This is a genomic window from Kribbella sp. NBC_01484 (genome assembly GCF_036227145.1).
In the GTDB taxonomy this organism is placed as follows: Bacteria; Actinomycetota; Actinomycetes; order Propionibacteriales; family Kribbellaceae; genus Kribbella.
Genome location: NZ_CP109437.1, coordinates 2711547 through 2730542, shown reverse-complemented (window position 1 = coordinate 2730542; position 18996 = coordinate 2711547). Strand labels below are relative to the sequence as shown.

Here is an 18996-nt window from a genome sequence, read left to right as displayed (position 1 = left end):
TCACTTACTCTCGTAGAAGCGCAGGTAGTCGAAGGTGGCGACGGGTGGTGGGTTCGCGCCGGTGAATTCACCGTGGGCGTACAAGCCGATCCTCGCCTGAGCGGGCAGCACCCACGACGCGCCCCACGTCCAGTTCGTCCCGTCCACCGAAGTCCCCGCGCGGTACACATGCTCGCCCGCTGCGTTCCTGTGGTACGCGAGCCGCATCCACAGCGTCGGCGCCGACCGTCCGATCGCGGCCGCACCGTACGAAGTCGCACCGTCCGACGACCGCGCCACCAACTCACGCCCGTACTCCGTCTGCCGGGTCTTCCAGATCGACACGTTCCCGAGTCGCGCGAAGTCGCTGTCGTTCAGATACGCGACCATCCCGGCCTGTTGATAGTTGCGGACATCATCGACACCAGTGTCGAGGTGCAACTTGGTCTCCGCGATCCAGCTGTCGCCGGCCGGCGTGGTGTGGAACAGCAGCCCGGCGTTGTTCGCGGCACCGACCAGGTCCGCGTTCTCCAACGGCCACGACAACTTGCCGTCGGCAACAACTGCGGCGGAGTCCTGGCGCACCCACGACCAGTCCGCGCCCAGTCCACCATCGAACTCGTCCCCGGCCAGCAGTTTCCCGGTCCGCGGTACATCGGCCATCCGTCGTACCGGCGGTGCCACCGGACGCACAGTCAGGTTGTCCACCTCCGCCGACCCGACCCACCGCACCGGCGCGGACCCGAGCTTCAGACCCGGTACGGCGAGCTGCGCCTCGGCGTACACATCACCCAGACCCGCGTCGTTCAACCGCGCACTCACGGTAGAGCCGGAGACCTGGACACTCAGCTTGTTCCACTGCGTCCGATCGAAGTCCGCGGGCAGCGGCGCCGACGCGGTACGGCGACCAGCCGCGATGCTGACCTTGTCAGTAGAGACCGTGACGACGACCGCAGCACCTCCGAGCACCGTGGTGAACGAAGAGCCGAGACGAACATCGGCCTCGACACGCAACGATCCGCCAGGAGCGGGCTTGCGAGTCTGCGCAGCATCCGCGATTGCAGCGGTTGCGCCGCCAAGTGCATCACCAGGCTTCCGCTGAGCGCCGAGCAGGCCGCCGGCCGGATCGGTGGAGTCGATACCCAGCCCGGATCCCGTCGTCGGCGCGGGCACCGGGCCCTCGGACGGACCGAGCCCGGCCCGTGTCCGCGGCCAGCCGTCGATCCAGTCGATCCGATCTATCAGCATCGGCCGACGGTTGATCCCGAACGGGTCGGTCAGCCACGGCGTACCGCGATCAATCGCGTGGTAGACGATGTGGTCCTGCCCGGCCGCGTCGGTGATGAACGCATGGTGGCCCGGGCCGATCCATTTGTTGCCGTTCTGCGTGATGACCGTCGTACCGCCCACGCGCGAGTCGGTGAGAGCGGCACCGTCCGCGTCGACGAACGGCCCGCGGGGAGACCGCGATCGCCCCGCGAAGACGGAGTACCCGGTGGTCGGGCCGGCGCAGCAGTTCATCGACGAGCCCATCAGGTAGTACCAGCCGTCGCGGTAGACGACGTACGAACCCTCGTACCTGTCGCCGATCGTCACCTGGGTCGGCGAGCCGACCGCATGCATACCGTCGGGCGAGAGCTCGGTGACTGAGATCCCGCCGTAGAAGCCGCCGTAGTACAGGTACCGCTTGCCGTCAGCCGCGGTGAGCAGGGCCGGGTCGATGGTGCCGAAGTAGCCACCGGCACCGTCCGGCCGTGGTGCGACGACCGGGCCGTCGCTCGCGGTCCAGGGCCCCGCCGGCGTCGGGGCGGTCGCGACACCGATCGCCGGGTCACCGCCTGGGTTGGCCGCCGTGTCGGTGACGGTGAAGTACATGACGTACCGGCCGCCGAAGTACCGGATGTCCGGCGCCCAGAAGAAGGACCCGGGCGCGGCCCAGGCCGGCTTGGTCTGGTCGTTGAAGACGGTGCCGAGGTACTCCCACGAGCTGAAGTCCTTGGTCCGGGCCATGTGCATCAGCCCGAACGGGCCGTTGGCAACCAACGGGTCCGAGGTCGCGTACGCGTACCAGTAGCCGTCCCGGCCCTGGATGATCGACGGGTCGGCGAACGTATCGGCGAAGGACGACGAGATGGCGTTCGTCGTCGTCACCACGGGTGCTGCTGTCGCGGCCGAGGTGCCGGCGGCTATCGCGGCCACGGCCAGCGCTGCGGCCAGGAGTTTCTTGACTGCGTTGAACTCTTTGGGCACGGGCGGGTCCCCTCTCGAATCAACGGTGCAGGCGGATCAGATGCCACGACGCCGGCGGCAGCGTGGCGGTACAGGTGCCGTTGACGACCTCGGTGCCGTCGACCGCGCGCGGCACCACGCGGTCCGGATCGTCGGCGGTGTTCACCGCGAAGCGGTCGTCGTCGTACAGGGCGACGTGCTCGATCAGTCGCAGGCCGAGCGGGATCTCCAGGTCGACCTTGTCGGTCTCGCTCCGGTTCACCACGAAGATCGCGGTCTCCCCGGTCTTCTCGTCGTACGTCGCTGTGCTCCACAGCGCCGGGATCCGGCCGAACCGGGCGGTGTCGATCTCCGGCCCGCCGGTCACCGCGGTCTGCAGCACGGTCGGACCGGCGTACCGCGCGGTCAGCGCGAACGGGTGGAAGATGGTCTGCCGCCACGCGCGGCCGCCGGGCTCGGTGCGGATCGGGGCGATCACGTTCACCAGTTGCGCGAGGCAAGCGATCTTCACCCGGTCCGCGTGCCGGAGCAGGGTGATCAGCAGACTGCCGACCACCACCGCGGCGTCGACGGTGTAGCTGTCCTCGATCAGCGGACCGGCCTCGCGGATGTCGAGGCCGAGCTCACCGGGGAAGTGCTGCTGGTACCAGACATTCCACTCGTCGAACGACAGGGTGATCTCCTTGTCGCTGCGCTTCAGCGCCTTCACGTGGTCCGCGGTCGCGACCACCTCGGAGATCATCCGGTCCATCTCCTCCGCCGCGGCCAGGAAGCTCGCCTGGTCACCGTCGTGCGGTTCGTAGTACGCGTGCAGGCTGATGTGATCGACGAGGTCGTACGTGCGTTCCAGGACGACGCGCTCCCATTCGCCGAACGTCGGCATGCCGGCGTTGCTCGAGCCGCACGCGACGAGTTCGAGCCCGGGCTCGACCCGCCGCATCGCGTTCGCGGTCTCCTCGGCCAGCCGCGCGTACTCCTCGGCGGTCTTGTGACCGATCTGCCAGGGGCCGTCCATTTCGTTGCCCAGGCACCACACTTTGATGCCGTGCGGTTCCGGGTTGCCGTTCGCGACCCGGCGGTCGGGCAGTTCGGTGCCGGCCGGAAGGTTGCAGTACTCGAGCAGTTCGACGGCCTCCCTGATCCCGCGGGTGCCGAGGTTGACCGCCCAGATCGGCTCGATCTCCGCCTTCCGGGACCAGGCCACGAACTCGTCGGTGCCGAACTGGTTCGGCTCGATCGCCCGCCAGGCCAGGTCGAGCCGCCGCGGCCGCTGGTCCTTCGGCCCGACGCCGTCCTCCCAGTCGTAGTTGGAGACGAAGTTCCCGCCGGGGTAGCGAATGGTGGTGACGCCGAGCTCGCGGACCAGGTCGAGCACGTCCTGGCGGAAGCCGTCCGGGTCGGCGGTGGCATGGCCGGGTTCGTAGATGCCGGTGTAGACGCAGCGGCCCATGTGCTCGACGAACGAGCCGAACAGCCGCCGGTCGAGCGCGCCGACCACGAACGCCGGGTCCACCACAAGCCGCGCCACAGGACCTCCCGGAGGGTCTTTACAACGTTTAACGTGGATGTCTACAACGATTGACAACCCGTGTAAAGGGTTCGCGCTGAACGGCCGTGACACACTCAGGCTCAGGCCGGTGACAGGAGGTTGGCGATGACGACCAGGCTGAGCGATGTGGCCGCGCGGGCCGGGGTGTCGGTGAAGACCGTCTCCAACGTCATCAACGACTATCCGCACATCACCGCGCAGACCCGGGCCAAGGTCGAGGCCGCGATCGCCGCGCTCGACTACCGGCCCAACGTCAGCGCCCGCTCGCTGCGCAAGGGCCGGTCCGACTTCATCGCACTGGCGATCCCCGAGATGGCCTCGCCGTACTTCGCCGAACTCGGCGCCGCGATCAGCCGGGCCGCGAAGCGCCGCGGCATCACTGTGCTGATCGACCAGACCGAGGGCGAGGCCCCCGCCGAGAAGGTGGTCCTCGACGGCATGCGCGGGCAGTTGATCGACGGAATCATCTTCTCCCCGATCACCACCGTCCCGGCCAAACTGACCGTCGCCTACACCGGGAAGCCGCTGGTCCTGCTCGGCGAGCGACCGGCCGGCGGCCAGTTCGACCGGGTCGCGGTCAACTCGGTCCAGGCGTCGTACGACGCCACCACGCATCTGATCGCGCTGGGGCGGCGCCGGATCGCGGCCATCGGCGTCGGCGGGACGAGCACCGGAGCGGTCCGGCGGAGGGGCTACCGGAAAGCACTCAAGGCGGCCGGGATCCCGCACGACCCGGCGCTCGAGCTGGCCGGGACCGGGTATCACCGGCCCGACGGCGCGGCCTCGATGCGCGAGCTGCTGGCGTTGCCGGAGCCGCCGGACGCGGTGTTCTGCTTCAACGACCTGCTGGCGCTGGGTGCACTGCGGACCCTTGCCGACGCCGGCCTCAAAGTCCCGGGCGATGTCGCGGTCGTGGGCTTCGACGATATCGAGGACGGCCGTTACCACGCGCCGTCGTTGACCACGATCTCGCCGGACAAGGAATGGCTGGCCGACAACGCGGTCGGTCTCCTGCTCGAGCGGATCGCCGGGACCGGTGAGGCTGCTCGCCGCGACCTCACCGTCCCGTACACGTTGGAGATCCGGGAGTCGACCGCTGGTTAGCAGGTGAGGTTCGGTCACGCTCGCGCCCCGGCCGACGGTGATCGGCCGGCTTTGATGGAGTGCCGGGCTGGATTGACGGTCGACTCGGCGCCCAATCCTCGCCAAGCACCGTTGAGGTCGTTACCGAATCTGGCTTCCGCTCGGGTCAATTTCGGGGGAGAACCTCGCAGCTGCACCCTTCTGCCCACCGCATACGTGGGGTGGAGGGGCCAGATCAGGGGTGAACCCCGCACCTGGCCGCCGGGGTCCGGGCCAGGTCGAGATCGAGGCCGGCCAGCCGCTTGCGGTCGGCCTGCGTCGGCGCGTTGACCCGGAGCAGGTGGATCAGTTCGTCGGCCTGCTCGGCCTCCGGTCCGGTGACGGTGTGGCCCGCACGTGGCTCGCGGCGCCGAAAGCGAGGACGGCCGCGAGCGCGAGCGGAATGATGCGGGTCCATCGGGTGGGGCGGAACACCACGACTTCCAGTCGTCGAATGGTTGCTTGTGGCAACTGAAGGCTAGCGGCCGGTCAGCGCTCTGGGAAGCCTGCCAACTGCTTGGCGAACTTGACCTGGACCTTCTGCTGCCGGCCGGCCAGGCCGACGATCGTGTTGCGCACCTGGCGCAGCGGCCGAGGGAGGTTCGCGAGCCGGGTCAGCCGGTGCGCCAGCCCGATCACCCGGACCGCCTCGGCGCGGCTGTTGGTCGCGTAGGCATCGAGGTCCGCGTCGTCGCCGCGGGTCAGCGCTACCGAGAGGGCGTCGGCCAGCGTCACCGCGTCCCGCAGTCCCAGGTTCATCCCCTGGCCGCCGGCCGGGCTGTGGGTGTGCGCCGCGTCACCGGCCAGCAGGATCCGGCCGGCCCGGTACTCGTCGGCGACCCGCTCGTGGATCCGGAACCGCGAGCCCCAGACCACCTCGGTGACCTTCGGCGAGGTCTTGCGCGGACCGCGGTCGATCAGCAACTGCTGCGCGTACGCGGCGTCCGGGTGCTCCGGGGCGTCGTGCACCTCAGCCACCAGCCGGAACGATCCGTCCGGCAACGGCGCCACCACGAGCAGGCCTTCGTTCGAGAAGTACAGGGCGACCTCGTCCAGCGGCAGACCGCCGTCGACACGGACATCGATCAGGCTGCAGGACAGCTGCAGGGTGTTGCCGGGCATCCGCAGACCGGCCAGCTCGCGGACCGTGCTGTTCATCCCGTCGGCGGCGACGACGTACTTCGCCTTGATCACGTCGCCGCTGTCCAGGGTCACCTCGGCGCCGTCCACGGTCTGGGTCACGGCGGTGGCGGCGTACGGTCGCAGCACCGAGCCACCGAGCTCCTCGAGCCGCTCGAGCAGGATCCGCTCGGTGTCCGACTGCGGGATCATCACGATGAACGGATACTTGGTCGGCAGCTCGGCGAAGCCGACCGGGATCAGGCGGCGGTCGGCGTCGCGGACCGCGAACTCCTCCAGCTCCAGGCCTTCGTCGACGAGCCGCTTGGTGGCGCCGATCTGGTCCAGCATCTCCAGGGTCCGCGGGTGGATCACGCAGGCCCGCGAGGTGTTCGCACCCGCGGCCTGCCGGTCGACCACGGCCACCGAGTGACCGTGCAGGCGGAGCCCGGCTGCCACCGCGAGCCCCACCGGACCGGCACCCACCACGACGACATCAGCACTCTCCGGAATCATGTTCTTCCCCTTCGCATTTATCAACGCTTGTTGACTTTTACTGTAGGAGCGCTTCCGAGAAAAGTCAACAACCGTTGGCATATGCTGGGGGCATGGCGGAGAAGAAGTCGGACCGGACCCGGGCGGCGATCCTGACGGCGGCCCGGGAGCGCTTCGGAGCGGACGGGTACGAGCGGGCCACGATCCGGGCGATCGCGGCCGACGCGGCGATCGACCCGGCGATGGTGATGCGGTACTACGGCAGCAAAGAGAAGCTGTTCGCCGCGGCGGCCGAGTTCGACCTCCGGCTGCCCGACTTCCGCGACGTCCCGCCGGACCAGCTGGGCGAGGCTGTCGTGCGGCACTTCGTGACGCGATGGGAGGGCGACGACACGCTCCGAGCGTTACTGCGGTCGTCGGTCACCAACGAGGCGGCGGCCGACCGGATGCGTGAACTGTTCGCCGCCCAGCTCGCGCCGACGCTCCGCGACCTCGCGATCGAGCAGCCGGCCATTCGGGCCGGTCTGGTCGCGAGCCAGACTCTGGGCTTCGCGCTCTGCCGCTACATCCTGGGGATCGCGCCGATCGCGACCATGTCCCACGACGACGTGGTCGCCTGGCTCGGCCCCACCCTTACGCGCTACCTGACCGCGCCGACGCCCTAGCTCAACCAGGCGAGCGCGGCGGGGAGGGCTTCCTCCAGCGGTGGGAGGTGCGGGTGCCACTTGAGCTCCCACTCGAGGGAGACCGGGTAGTCGGTGCCGTCGAGGGTCTGCAGCAGATCGTGGACCGGGAAGTCGCCGGCGCCGATGGCGACCGGGCGGTAGTCCTGACGGGAGTCACTGTCCTTGACCTGCACGAACTCGAGCCACGGCTGCAGCAGGTTGAACGCCTCGGCCGGTGTCTCGCCGTGTGACCACGTGTGGGAACTGTCCCAGATCACCTTGACGTTGTGGCCGGGGGCGTCGGCGTCGAGTAGCGCGCAGAGCGCGGCGACCTGCCGGCCGGCGGAGTGCGAGTCGTGAGTTTCCAACAGGATGTGGACATCCCTGGGGGCGGACGTGACCCGATCGAGGGCCCGGATCTCGCCGGGGGTGGGGGAGTCCGCCGTACCGGCGTCCGTCGCGTCCGTCGTACCGGGATCGTCGCCGGGGAAGACGCGGACGCCGCGGGCACCGAGGTCGGCGGCGAGTTCGAGGTGGGCCTCGAGAGGCTGGTCCTCGACCGCGCAGAGCTTGACGTAGCTGCTCACCGCGAGGATCTCCAGACCGGCGTCCTCGATCCGGGTCCGCAGCTCGCGCCGCTGCGCCGCGGTCAGCCCGGTGTGGGTGAACTCGTCCGGCGCGGCGCGCAGTTCCAGGCCGGAGATATTGTTGCCCTTGGCAAGCTCCAGGACATGGTCGAGGGGCGCTCCGGGGCAGCCGAGCGTGGCGAAGGCTAGATGCATACGGCTAGCTGATCAGACCCAGCGACGGCGCGGGTGGGTGCGCGGCGTGGTGGGCTGCTCGGGAGCGGGCTGCTGCTGCTCGTAGGAGTACGGCTGCTGCTGCTCGTACTCCGTCGGCTGCTGCTGCTCCTCAGCCGGGGTGTAGTACGACTCCGACGTGTAGTTCGGGCTGTAGGTCTCGTAGGGCTCGTTGCTGCTGTACTGCGAGCCGCTGCTGGAGTCGTACTCGTAGTTGCTGTTGCTGTTGGTCGAGTAGTCCGAGCTGTAGCCGTAGTCGGTCGGCTGGTCGTAGCTGCTGCTCGGGTACTCCGGGCTGTACGACGTCTGGTAGTCCGAGGGGGCCTCGTACGACGACGGCTGGTAGCTGGACTCGCCGTACGACGAGTTGCCGTAGTCCGAGCCGTGGTTGTCGGCCTGGTACGACGGCTCCGGGCCGTACTCGGGAACCGGCGGCAGCGGCTTCGACGGGGTCAGGAAGTCGTCCTGCTGCGTCACAGCCGGAGCCGGCTCGTAGTATCCGGAGCCCGCCGTCACGTGCGACGACGGCATGGTGTGCTCCGACGGCGCGTACACGGTGTGCTCCGACGGGGTGTCCACGGCGTGCGACGGGATCGCCGGCTGGATCGCCGACGGGCTGTCCACCGCGACGCGAGCGGCCCGGCGACCGGCGCGCGCAACTGGCGCGGGATCAGGCTCGGGTGCGGTCTCGACCTCCGGAACGGAGGACGTCGGGGTCAGGTAGTCGGGCGTCTCGTACGAGTACGGCTCGGAGTAGGTGGCCGCCCACGACGGCTCGGCCGGCTGCTCCGGCTGGTACGAGTACGGGTCCGGCTGGGCGACGGTCATCGGCGCCGCCTCGTCCAGCCAACGGCTCCCGGTGTCGGTGGAGAGGATGTCGTCGCTGCCGGAGTCCAGGTAGTCGCTCCAGGACGTCTTCGGGCTCTCGTACGACGTCTCCTCGGCCTGCCGCTCGTCCTGCCAGGACTCGACCGCGTTGAACTGCTCGGTGGCCGGACCGGTGTCGTTGCCGTCCTGCCAGCTCTCCACGACCGGAGCGAACGGGCTCCACTTCGGCGGCTCCTCCGGAGCGTTGTCGCCACCGAATGCGGCGGGCGCGGCACCGGCCGCGAAGGGGCTGCCACCGCCAGGGAATCCACCCGCGGCCGCACCGTCACCCGGGAAGCCCTGCGGAGCGGGGGCCGGGGCCGGGGCCGGAGCGAACGGATTCGGCGCCGGGGCCTGGCTGACGCCGGCCATCTGGAACTCGGGCTGGCGCTCCAGCCGCCGCGAGGGTGCCGGCATCGGGGCGGACTGGGCGATCGGCTCGGAGATGGCGGGCTGCTCGTCGGTGTCGTCGTTAGCGTAGGTCGGCACCGCGGTGAGCTTCGGCTCGCGCTCGTCCCACCACGGGACCCACGCGCGGCCGGTCTGCATCCCGTTGATCTTGCGGATCACCATCGTCGCCGCGACCGCGGACACGGCCGTCAGCACGAGGGACGCCGTCCCGGCCAGGGCGATCCCGCGCAGCGACCCGACGGTCGCCTCCATCCACATCAGGAAGCGGCGGACCACCACGTCGAACGCGAGAGCGCCGACCCAGGCCACCCACCACGCGGAGGTGAGGGTGGGAGTCCGGAATCGGCGCAGGTCGTCGGTGTACACCGGGGTCTTCGGATCGCTGGCGAGCCAGACGTCGTCGACGATCTGTTTCGGATACCAGAGATTCGGGCCGGGGACGAACCAGCTGGCCAGCACCCAGCCGTGGCTGCGGCGGTGGTCGGCCTGGCAGAACACCTCGGAGTTGATCCGGGCCCGCCAGAGCCAGATCACGAAGACCACGGCGGCGGTGACCGAGATGATGACGTTCGGGACCGCGGTGACCTTGGCGATCGCGTCGGCGCGGTTCAGGTCCGCGTCGTCGACGTTCGGCATCCCGCCGAGGTAGCGGTGGACGACGGAGTACGTGTTCCAGTCGGACCAGGTGGAGAGCAGATGGGTGACCGTCGATGCACCCAGCAGACCGATGGCGATCTTGCCCACCGTTCCGACTTGCTGGAACTCCTCGGCAGCGTGTGGCTGCCATTCTTCGTGGTCTTCAAGGGCAGACAGGACTGCTGGCTGCGGGTGGCTCACGTCTCGCGTCCCTCGCGTTGCTGGAACTCCGTCGTTCGTTGGGCGTCTCGGCCAGATCCTGCCCCCGCATGACCGAGCCACATTGATACCACGAAGTAGGTACGCGACGGGAGTCGGCCCCTGCACGGAGGGTGTCGACTTAACATGTTCTTTTCGTACGCCCATCACCACTTGTAACGACGCATTGGACGGTGCGTGACGGTTTGGTTTACCGCGCAGGAGGTTGGAACCCGTTCTGCGGCTGGTCGATCGCCCACCACGGCACCCACGGACGCTTGGTCTGCAGCTCGTCGATCCGCCCGACCAGAATCACCGCGAGCACCGCGGCCGCGGTGGTGAACACGGCCGAGATGCTGGACAGTACGACGTTCGTCCGCAGGTCACCGAGCTGCGTCGAGCCGGCCAGCACGCCGCGCTGCACGATGTTGCCGGTGACGAGGCCGACCACCCACGTGAGCCACCAGACCCAGACCAGTTGGGTGCCCGGGATCTCCTTCAGGCTCGCCGTGTGCGGATCGGTCCGCGGGTCGCTGGCCGCCATGATGTCGTCGACGACCTGCTTGGGGTACCAGAGGTTCACGATCGGGCAGATCCAACTGCCGAGCACCCAACCACGGGTCAACCGGTGCTCGCCGCGGCAGAACATCTCCGCGTTCCACCGGACCCGCCAGAGCCAGACGATGAACACCACCGCGGCCGCCAGCAGTGCGAGCGCGGCGACGATGCCGAGCGAGCCGGAGATGAGGTCGGCCTCGGCCAGCCGGCCCGGGTCGTCGGCGTAGTTCTTCAGCGTCTGGTACGAGTACCAGTCCGACCAGGCGGTCGCCCACGTGAGGACGGTGACGAGCCCGATCAGGATCGACGCGGCCAGGCCCATCGCACGCTCGGAACTGAACCAGCGGTCCAGCGGGGGTTGCGACGCCCGGCTCGGCATGGATCAGATGTAGCACAACACGGCGTGACCAGGCGAGGACATCACGTCGCGGTCGGCTGGTGGCGCATTTCCGCCGGAAACTGTCGGTGGGCGGCGGCAGGATGGGGGTATGCGCTGGTCCGTGATCGACTCGCCCATCGGCGACCTCACTCTCGCGGTCGACGACATCGGCCTCTGCCGCCTGCACTTCGGCTCGACCGATCGGCCGGTCGACGCCGACCCACTGCTCACCGAGACCGCCGAGCAGCTGAAGGCGTACTTCGCCGGCGAGCTCCAGCAGTTCACCGTGCCGCTCTCGGTCCCCGGCGGCTCCGACTTCGAGCGCGCCGTCTGGGCCCAGCTCGGCCGGATCCCCTACGGCGAAATGCAGACGTACGGCGACGTCGCGAAGATCGTCGGGGATCCCGGCGCCGCCCGGGCCGTCGGCGTCGCCTGCAACCGGAACCCGATCGCCATCGTCCTGCCCTGCCACCGGGTGGTCGGCGCCGGCGGCAAGATGGTCGGCTTCGGCGGCGGCATCCCGACCAAGCGGCATCTGCTCGAGCTCGAGGCCCGGGTCACACTCGAGACGCTCTGGACCTGAACCGGTGTAACCGGCGCGGCACGCTGCGAAACCTGACGAAGATCTGACACCGAGATGGTGCTTGTCAGCGCGCGGTTGGGGTTACCAGAGGACTACCGTTGCTGATAGCGATCGAGTCGTCACGTTTGAAGCGAGCGATTCAACCGCGCCCTCCACCCTGCCCCGGAAGACTCATAGATGACCAAAACCCGCTCGACTGCCCACCTCCACCCCGACCTCAGCGCGCTGATGGACAAGAGCGCCGAAGACTGGTCCGCCCCCGAGATCCAGGACGCCGCCCGTGCGGCGCTCCAACTGCACGCGCCCGACCGCGAGCCGCTGACCTGGATCAAGCGGTTCGGCATCCTCCCGTGGCTGCACCGCAACGACGCGGTGTGCCTGCACTGCGGCGGCACCTATCCGTGCATCACCCACCGGTACGCCACCCAGCTGCTCTCGGCCGGCCGTTACACGATCGCCAAGCCGGATCACGCCGACGCCGACACCGATACTGATCCCGAGCCGCAACCGAACTGACGTCGTACGCGCAAGGCGACGCCGAACAAACGAAGGCCGCGAACCCCCGGATCGGGTTCGCGGCCTTCGCCGTTGCGGTGGTCGGTCAGTCTCGGTTGGTCAGTTGCGGTGGTTGGTCAGGAGTCGGTCGGCTTGGACTCGGTCGAGCCGGTCGGCTTCCGGGAGGTGGTGGTCTTCTTGGCCGCCGGGCCGTTCGACGTGGCGCCGTTCGCGGCCGCCTTTGCCTCGGCGTCCGCCTTCGTGGCTTCGGTCTTGGCGGTGTCGGCGGGCTTCACGGTGTCGGGCTTGGCCGTGTCGGTCTTGGCGGTGTCCGGCTTCGGCGACTCGGCCTTCGGGGCGTCGGTCTTGCCGTTGGCGGACGGGCTCTCCGGGCGCGACGTCGTACCGGCCGGGGCGGAGCTGTAGTCGCGGCCGCTGGTCGGGGTCGACTGCCAGGCCGGCTCCGGCGGGGTCAGCAGCTTCTTCACCGCTGCCGCGGCCAGGGCGCCGAAGCCCAGGATCAGCACGACCGTGCGGAGCTTGTGGCTCTTCTTCTTCGGCACGTCGATCTCACCCTTGAGCGCGGCCTTGGTGGCCTTGCCCCGGCGCGAGGTCTCCTCGACCACCGGCTCGGCGGCGGCCGCGAGCGAAACCAGCGCGGCGGTCACCTTCGGCAGCACGTCGTCGTTGAACCGCACGCGCGCCTTCTCAGCGGCGGCCCCGGTGGCCGGTCCGACGCGGGCCAGCGCATCGTCGATCACCGGGCTGGCCTTCTCGACCGCCACTCCTGCATAGTGCGCGCCACGCTCGACGGCCTTCTCGGCGTACGGCGACACCTTCTCCCGTGCGGTGCCCACAGCGGGGCCGAGGTGGTCACGGACCTGGCCGACGGCCGGCCCGATCTTCCCCGACGCCGACTCGGCGAGTGGCCGGACCTTGTCCTTCTTGGTCTCGGCCCGGCCATTGGACTTCCTTGAACCCACGGTTCCCTCCTCGGTGCCACCCGTCATGACGGACAGCGCTCCGGCCCATCGGCGTCATGGACCCTGCTGATACGGCTCTGGACAAATCCGGTGTCATCTGCATCGTACGACGTACCCAGCCGATCACCCGGTGCCCCATCCCCGCCCCACCCATTCCCCAACCCAGTTCTCCCCTTCCCCTACCCGGGAGCAAAGCCGAGGCCCGGGCGATTGTCCAGCGCCTGGCCAATCCGGTTCTGCTCGGCCCCGGAGCGACGCGGAGGGGTGGCGTATTGGTTTCCGGCCGGTCGGTGCGGTTCTGCTTGGACTCACATGACAGGATCGAGGGCGTAAGCCGTAACTGATCTAGGAGTGACTCCCGTGGCCGAAGAGCTGTACGCGACCCTGCAGACGACGAAGGGTGACGTCGTCATCAGGCTGTTCCCCAACCACGCGCCGAAGACGGTGAGCAACTTCGTCGGCCTGGCCGAGGGCACCAAGGAGTGGACCGACCCGCAGACCGGGCAGGCCACCACCAGGAAGTTCTACGACGGCCTGACCTTCCACCGCGTCATCGACGGCTTCATGATCCAGGGCGGCTGCCCGCTCGGCACCGGCACCGGCTCGCCCGGGTACGCCTTCGACGACGAGATCCACCCGGAGCTCCAGTTCGACCGCCCGTACCTGCTGGCGATGGCGAACGCCGGCATCCAGTTCGGCCGCGGCACCAACGGCTCGCAGTTCTTCGTGACCGTCGTCCCGACGCCGCACCTGAACCGCAAGCACACGATCTTCGGCGAGGTCGCCGACGACGAGTCGAAGAAAGTCGTGGACGCGATCGCGACCGCTAAGACCGCGCCGGGCGACCGGCCGATCGAGCCGATCCTGATCAACACCGTCGTGATCGAGCGTAAGAACGCCTGATTTCCCGGTCCGGGCCGGTCAGCCGGCCCGGACCCGCCGTCCTGTGGAGGATCCAGCCGCGTGACCGAGACCGTCTGCTACCGGCACCCGGATCGGCCCGCCGGGGTCCGCTGCCAGCGCTGTGACAAGCCGATCTGCCCGGCCTGCATGAACAGTGCCGCGGTGGGCTTCCAGTGCCCGAGCTGCTTCAACGAGGGCGTGAAGTCGGTGCCGCGCACCCGGACCTCGCTCGGCGGCATCCAGCGCGGTAACCCGCAAGTCGTCACGCTCAGCCTGATGGCGATCAACGTACTGGTCTTCATCGCCGTCCGCACCGGCAGCGCCCGGATCCTCAACGACCTGGTGCTGGTCCCGGTGCTGGTGGACAACGAGCCGTGGCGGTTGCTCACGTCGGCCTTCACCCACGTGCAGATCTTCCACATCTTCTCGAACCTGTTCATGCTGTACGTGCTCGGTCCGCCACTGGAGCAGATGCTCGGCCGGATCAGGTTCTTGACCCTTTACCTGCTGTCCGCCATCGGCGGCGGCCTCGCGGTCTGGCTGCTCGCGGCCCCCGGCTCGGCGACCCTCGGCGCGTCCGGCGGCGTCCTCGGCCTGGTCGGCGCCCTCCTGGTGGTCAACCGTGCCCGCGGCCTCGACGTCACCTGGATCCTCGGCTACGTCGCCATCACGGCCGTCCTCTCCTTCGCCATCCCCGGCATCTCCTGGCAAGGCCACCTCGGCGGCTTCCTCACCGGCGCAGCCGTAGCCTGGGTCTTCCTCCAAACCAGCAACCACCGCCGCAAGAAGACCCGCACCTGACCCAGCTCCGACCGAAGAGCCGGTTGGTGCAGGGTGAGCACACCCGCCGCACAGTGCTGCGGCGGCAGCTCTCCGGACGGGGCGGCAGCTCTCCGGACGGTGAGTCGGCCGGGTTTCGCGCGTTCAGGATTCGAACCGCTTGACCCCGACGACGAGATCGCCGGCACGGCGGAACCAGTCGCCGCCTCCCGCCTCCCGCCTCCCGGCCCGGGCCGGCCCGGCGCCTGCCGCATTCGAGGGCATATCCGGCACTCCGGTCAGTCCGGTGGCTGTTGCCCGTGCCGTCGACCGGATCGCCAGGCCATCACAACGAGGCGAGGACGAAGGCCTCCCGCCGACGATCGCAGCGTCTCGGTGATTGTGATGGCCTGGAAGTCCGCCACCCCCCCCCCCGCCCAGCGGTGGCGGGTGGCGATGCCGGACCGCTGACCGGACCTGTGCCACTCGCCCAGCAGCGCGATGCCAGAGATGGCACGCTCGGCCGCGAGCACTCGGCGGCTGCCGGACCGGGGGTGAGTGCGCCACGTCCGCCCAGGTCGAGACCCACGGCCGACGGCCGATGTCGGGGCCAGGGACACCTCACGACCTGTCCCAGGTCCCGCCCTCTTGTCCCAAGGCCCCGCGTGCGTCCGAAGACGCGGCCGCGGCACGCCGCGTACACTGCCGGCCGTCCAATAGGCAACTAATCGGCCTAGGCCACAATTTGCGCTCGGTTCGATGAATGCGGATGACAGCAGCGGCCAGATACTCGTCTAATCAGGTGACGTCCCGACGGGGGACCCAAGTGGTAAGGACACCTGCGATGAGTCCACGTGCGGTGGAGAAACGTGCACGGCCGGGCAATGAGGGGCAGTTGCCGGCGCCGTCAGCGCAGCAGCAGGCAACTGTCGCCGAACTCGTGCCAGAGGTAGTGCTCGTCCAGGGCCGCGTCGTAGGCGCGCTGGACGGTGCTGCCTCCGACGACCGACTCGAGAAGGAGTAGGTGCGAGGCCTCGGGTGCGTGCATCCCGGTCACGAGGCCATCCACAACGCGCACCGGGTGGTCCGGGCCGAGGACGAGGTCGGTCCAGCCGTGCGCCGCGCTGACCGAGCCATCTGGCCTGGCGGCTGACTCGATGGCTCGGACCGCGGTCGTGCCCACTGCGATCACGCGCCCTCCGTTGGCCTTGACCCAGTTGACCAAGCGGGCCGTGTGCGCAGGTACGTCGTACCGCTCGGGCAGAGGTGGTTCGTGGCTCTCGAGTGACGACACCCCGCAATGCAAGAGGATCGGCGCGATCAGCACGCCCTGCGACGCCAGGTGACTCACCAGCTCAAAGCTGAACGGCCTTGCCGCACTGGGCATCTCCGCACTGCCAGGCTCGCGGGCGAAAACAGTCTGGTACGACGCCAGCGGCCATTGCTGACCGACGTACTTATAGGTGATAGGACGGCCATGGCGGTCCAGATAGCCGAGCACATCCACCACTGGAGGCTTGGCACGCCATAGGCGATTGGAGCCCGGTTGGTACGGCGACAGCAGCGTCAGCACACCCTCTGGCAGTTCGACGTGGTCGCCCGCCGTACCGCCGAACATCGGTGCACCACCGTTGCGTAGCTCGACCACCCAAGTGCCGTCGTCGAGCGCAGTGGAGAAGTGCACGACCGCTGGCTCCACACCCGACCCGCTGATCCATGAGCCGTCGACGGCCGCCGGCAGTGTGCCGGAGGTGTTCACCAGGAGCAGGTCTCCCGGTCGCAGGTGTTCGCCGATCCGGTCGAAGCGGGTGTGCGTGACGGTCGACCCCTCCGCGACCAGCAGCTTCACCTGATCCCGCGACAGTCCCCGAGCCTCGGGTGGTTCGCCGGCGTTGAGTGAATCGGGCAGGACGAATCTGGTGTGGGGATGCACCCTCACGACGTCACCGCCGGCGTGAACTCGGCGGCTCGGTAGCGACCACTCTCCGGCCGGCTGTCGAGCAACTGCAGGAACGCCGGTACGACGGTCGCCGGCTCGGGCCGGTCCGAGATGTCCTCGCCGGGGAACGCGGCCTGGTGCATCGCCGTACGCAGATCACCCGGATCGACGGCGTACACGGACAGCGTGGGGTGCTCCGCAGCGAGGACTCGGGTCGCGTGGTCAAGCGCGGCCTTGGCTGAGCCATAGCCGCCCCACGTCTCATATGCCTCCACTGCGGCGTCAGAACTGATGTTGAGCAGCACACCCGACGCCGCGGTGAGTGATGGCAGCAGTGCTTGGGTCAGAGCGATCGGTGCGAGTACGTCGACTTCGTAGACGCGACGCAGTTCGTCGAGATCGGCGGACCCCAAGTCCTGCAGGGGACTCGGGCCGAGGTAGCTCGCGTTGTTGACGAGCAGGTCGAGCCGGCCGAGCCCGGCCACGGCGTCGACCAGGTCGGCGCGATGCGTGGGGTCGGTGACGTCGCCCGCTAGCGGGATCACATCGGTGTGGCTCGCCAGCGCGTCGGCCGCGTCCTTCAGTGCTTCGGCGCCGCGGGCGTCGATCACCAGCGTCCAGCCGCGTCCGGCGAGTCCGTGCGCCAGCGCGAGTCCGAGACCGGCGGACGCACCGGTGATGAGAGCGACAGGACGGTCGGAGGATTCAGGAGTCATGCCCCGACTGTCATCCCTCAAGTGAACTTGAGGTCAAGAGTTCCGTCAGATCAGAATGCCGGGGTTGAGGACGGCGCCGGGGTCGAGGACGTGCTTGACGGCTTGGAGGGCTTCCAGCGCAAGCGGACCGATCTCGTCGGCGTAGGCCGCGCGGTGGTCGGTACCGACACCGTGGTGATGGGAGATGGTGCCCCCGACGGTCGCGATCGCCTGGCTGGCGGCGGCTTTCGCCGTACGCCATTGCCGCACGGGATCGCCGGTCTGCGCCGAGATCACCGTGAAGTACAGCGAGGCTCCGGTCTCGTAGACGTGGGACACGTGGCAGAGAACCAGTGGTGGCGTGCCTTGCTCGGTCAGCTTCTGCACCAACGCCGCGGTGACGGCAGCCTTCAGCTCGGGGATGCGGGACCAGAAGGCGGCCGTCTCGAGGGTCTCCACCAGCGCGCCCTCGTCGAGCAAGGGATCACGCAGGTACGGCGCTCGGTAGCGGCCGACTCGCCACGTCTCACCAGGACCCTCGCCGAGGTTCTGCCCACCGGCGGCGGTCAGGACCTCGGCCGTCCCGGAGTTGTACGGCCCGTCGAACCCGATGATCGCCAGTACGCCGCCCGACCCGCCACCGAGCACATCTGGATCGGCCAGGTTGACCGCGGTCTCGACCTCGTCGGACAACCGCAGCACTGTCGGCAACGGCCCGTCCTGCGCCAGCCGCCGGATCGCGGTCAGACCGTCGGCGAAGCTCTCGAACCGCCACCCCTCGAAGTGCCGCTCGGTCGGTCGCGGCCGGATCCGTACGACGACCGACGTGATGATCCCGAACGCGCCCTCGGACCCGAGCACGAGCTGGCGCAGATCCGGCCCGGCCGCGGACATCGGCGCCCGGCCGAGATCGATGGTCCCGCGCGGCGTGGCCAGTGTCAGCCCGACCACCATCTGGTCGAAGCGTCCGTACCCGGCGGACGACTGCCCGCTCGACCGCGCGGCGGCATAGCCGCCGATCGACGCGCCCTCGTAGGACTGCGGGAAGTGGCCGAGCGTATAGCCGCGTTCGGCGAGGAGCGCTTCGGCCGCCGGACCCCGGACACCCGCCTGCAGCGTCGCCGTCCGCGAGATCTCGTCCAGCGCGACCAGCTGATCCAGCCGGCGCAGATCCACGGTGATGAAGCGGCGATCGGGAGCGAGTCCGCCGACCACCGAGGTGCCGCCGGAGTAGGGCACAACTGCGAGGTCGTGGTCAGCAGCGCCGGCGAGGAGAGCGCGCACCTCGTCGTGCGACACCGGGTAGACGACGGCGTCGGGCATGTCGGACGTATCACCCGAGCGGTGGCGGAGGAGGTCGGTGGTCGAGTAGCCGCGGGTGTGCGCCCACCGCGATTCCAGGTCGGAAGCAACGTGCTCCGCACCGACGACTCCGGCTAGGAACGACAGTTGCTCCGGGCTCAGACCCGGTCGGTCGACCGCGGCCGGCGGGTCCACGGGATCCGTCGTCGGGCGTCGTACGCCGAGGTGCTTCAGGGCTTCGAGCGCCGCGGGCGGCAGGGCGACGGGGTGGGCGGGGTCGCCCCAGCGGCCGGGCGTGAGATGCACCACCGGAAGGTCCGACTCGGTCAT

17 protein-coding genes are annotated in these 18996 nt (G+C 69.1%); 6 read left to right on the top strand and 11 right to left on the bottom strand.

Going from position 1 to position 18996, the window contains the following annotated elements; all coding sequences use genetic code 11:
- Window positions 1-2229, bottom strand: coding sequence for a family 43 glycosylhydrolase (locus OG555_RS13475; protein WP_329483187.1), 2229 nt, complete (start codon window positions 2227-2229; stop codon window positions 1-3).
- A gap of 19 nt (window positions 2230-2248) precedes the next feature.
- On the bottom strand, window positions 2249-3736 hold the full coding sequence (gene arfA, locus OG555_RS13470) for an arabinosylfuranosidase ArfA (protein ID WP_329483186.1): 1488 nt from the start codon (window positions 3734-3736) through the stop codon (window positions 2249-2251).
- A gap of 126 nt (window positions 3737-3862) precedes the next feature.
- Here arfA and OG555_RS13465 point away from each other — a divergent pair, with 126 nt between their 5' ends.
- Window positions 3863-4861 carry a LacI family DNA-binding transcriptional regulator gene (locus OG555_RS13465; RefSeq protein WP_329483185.1) on the top strand — a complete coding sequence of 333 codons (999 nt, stop codon included), beginning with the start codon at window positions 3863-3865 and terminating at the stop codon, window positions 4859-4861.
- A 214-nt stretch (window positions 4862-5075) separates the two neighbouring features.
- On the opposite strand, the gene OG555_RS13460 is transcribed toward OG555_RS13465, so the two are convergent.
- Entirely contained in the window at window positions 5076-5297 is a 222-nt protein-coding gene (locus OG555_RS13460; protein WP_329483184.1) for a hypothetical protein, read from the bottom strand.
- Window positions 5298-5368: 71 nt separating this feature from the next.
- The gene (locus tag OG555_RS13455) at window positions 5369-6514 is read right to left on the bottom strand and encodes an FAD-dependent oxidoreductase (RefSeq protein WP_329483183.1); all 1146 of its coding nucleotides are present in this window, start codon (window positions 6512-6514) and stop codon (window positions 5369-5371) included.
- A 92-nt stretch (window positions 6515-6606) separates the two neighbouring features.
- Here OG555_RS13455 and OG555_RS13450 point away from each other — a divergent pair, with 92 nt between their 5' ends.
- Window positions 6607-7158 (top strand): TetR/AcrR family transcriptional regulator, encoded by a 552-nt coding sequence (locus OG555_RS13450; protein WP_329483182.1) that lies wholly within the window; start codon window positions 6607-6609, stop codon window positions 7156-7158.
- On the opposite strand, the gene OG555_RS13445 is transcribed toward OG555_RS13450, so the two are convergent.
- The 3 genes from OG555_RS13445 to OG555_RS13435 form a co-directional block, all read right to left on the bottom strand.
- Window positions 7155-7940 (bottom strand): sugar phosphate isomerase/epimerase family protein, encoded by a 786-nt coding sequence (locus OG555_RS13445; protein WP_329483181.1) that lies wholly within the window; start codon window positions 7938-7940, stop codon window positions 7155-7157. The genes OG555_RS13450 and OG555_RS13445 overlap by 4 nt on opposite strands.
- Window positions 7941-7952: 12 nt before the next feature.
- A complete protein-coding gene (locus tag OG555_RS13440) occupies window positions 7953-9980 on the bottom strand; it encodes a DUF4328 domain-containing protein (protein ID WP_329483180.1) in 2028 nt (675 codons plus the stop codon).
- Window positions 9981-10281: 301 nt separating this feature from the next.
- Window positions 10282-11007: a DUF4328 domain-containing protein gene (locus OG555_RS13435; RefSeq protein ID WP_329483179.1), complete on the bottom strand. Its 726-nt coding sequence runs from the start codon at window positions 11005-11007 to the stop codon at window positions 10282-10284.
- A gap of 109 nt (window positions 11008-11116) precedes the next feature.
- Here OG555_RS13435 and OG555_RS13430 point away from each other — a divergent pair, with 109 nt between their 5' ends.
- Together OG555_RS13430 and OG555_RS13425 are read left to right on the top strand one after the other, a co-directional pair.
- Window positions 11117-11590 (top strand): methylated-DNA--[protein]-cysteine S-methyltransferase, encoded by a 474-nt coding sequence (locus tag OG555_RS13430; protein ID WP_329483178.1) that lies wholly within the window; start codon window positions 11117-11119, stop codon window positions 11588-11590.
- Window positions 11591-11767: 177 nt separating this feature from the next.
- A complete protein-coding gene (locus OG555_RS13425; protein WP_329483177.1) occupies window positions 11768-12106 on the top strand; it encodes a hypothetical protein in 339 nt (112 codons plus the stop codon).
- Window positions 12107-12222: 116 nt separating this feature from the next.
- On the opposite strand, the gene OG555_RS13420 is transcribed toward OG555_RS13425, so the two are convergent.
- Window positions 12223-13068, bottom strand: coding sequence for a hypothetical protein (locus OG555_RS13420; RefSeq protein ID WP_329483176.1), 846 nt, complete (start codon window positions 13066-13068; stop codon window positions 12223-12225).
- Window positions 13069-13428: 360 nt separating this feature from the next.
- Here OG555_RS13420 and OG555_RS13415 point away from each other — a divergent pair, with 360 nt between their 5' ends.
- Both OG555_RS13415 and OG555_RS13410 read left to right on the top strand, forming a co-directional pair.
- A complete protein-coding gene (locus OG555_RS13415; RefSeq protein ID WP_442914501.1) occupies window positions 13429-13971 on the top strand; it encodes a peptidylprolyl isomerase in 543 nt (180 codons plus the stop codon).
- 60 nt (window positions 13972-14031) lie between these two features.
- Complete coding sequence (locus tag OG555_RS13410; protein WP_329483175.1) at window positions 14032-14772, top strand: rhomboid family intramembrane serine protease; 741 nt, start codon at window positions 14032-14034, stop codon at window positions 14770-14772.
- Window positions 14773-15637: 865 nt separating this feature from the next.
- Here the strand turns inward: OG555_RS13410 and OG555_RS13405 are convergent.
- Genes OG555_RS13405 through OG555_RS13395 form a run of 3 tightly spaced genes read right to left on the bottom strand, consistent with a single transcriptional unit; the run spans window position 15638 to window position 18996 of the window.
- Window positions 15638-16669, bottom strand: coding sequence for an S-adenosylmethionine:tRNA ribosyltransferase-isomerase (locus OG555_RS13405; protein WP_329483174.1), 1032 nt, complete (start codon window positions 16667-16669; stop codon window positions 15638-15640).
- The gene (locus tag OG555_RS13400; protein WP_329483173.1) at window positions 16666-17385 is read right to left on the bottom strand and encodes an SDR family NAD(P)-dependent oxidoreductase; all 720 of its coding nucleotides are present in this window, start codon (window positions 17383-17385) and stop codon (window positions 16666-16668) included. Before OG555_RS13400 ends, OG555_RS13405 begins: the two co-directional genes overlap by 4 nt.
- A 45-nt stretch (window positions 17386-17430) precedes the next feature.
- Entirely contained in the window at window positions 17431-18996 is a 1566-nt protein-coding gene (locus OG555_RS13395; RefSeq protein ID WP_329483172.1) for an FAD-binding oxidoreductase, read from the bottom strand.

Coding starts and splice junctions, on each gene's coding strand:
- OG555_RS13455 (WP_329483183.1), bottom strand. CDS start 6,514: ATGATTCCGGAGAGTGCTGATGTCGTCGTGGTGGGTGCCGGTCCGGTG.
- OG555_RS13400 (WP_329483173.1), bottom strand. CDS start 17,385: ATGACTCCTGAATCCTCCGACCGTCCTGTCGCTCTCATCACCGGTGCG.
- OG555_RS13395 (WP_329483172.1), bottom strand. CDS start 18,996: ATGACCGAGTCGGACCTTCCGGTGGTGCATCTCACGCCCGGCCGCTGG.
- OG555_RS13445 (WP_329483181.1), bottom strand. CDS start 7,940: ATGCATCTAGCCTTCGCCACGCTCGGCTGCCCCGGAGCGCCCCTCGAC.
- OG555_RS13460 (WP_329483184.1), bottom strand. CDS start 5,297: ATGGACCCGCATCATTCCGCTCGCGCTCGCGGCCGTCCTCGCTTTCGG.
- OG555_RS13430 (WP_329483178.1), top strand. CDS start 11,117: ATGCGCTGGTCCGTGATCGACTCGCCCATCGGCGACCTCACTCTCGCG.
- OG555_RS13435 (WP_329483179.1), bottom strand. CDS start 11,007: ATGCCGAGCCGGGCGTCGCAACCCCCGCTGGACCGCTGGTTCAGTTCC.
- OG555_RS13425 (WP_329483177.1), top strand. CDS start 11,768: ATGACCAAAACCCGCTCGACTGCCCACCTCCACCCCGACCTCAGCGCG.
- OG555_RS13465 (WP_329483185.1), top strand. CDS start 3,863: ATGACGACCAGGCTGAGCGATGTGGCCGCGCGGGCCGGGGTGTCGGTG.
- OG555_RS13450 (WP_329483182.1), top strand. CDS start 6,607: ATGGCGGAGAAGAAGTCGGACCGGACCCGGGCGGCGATCCTGACGGCG.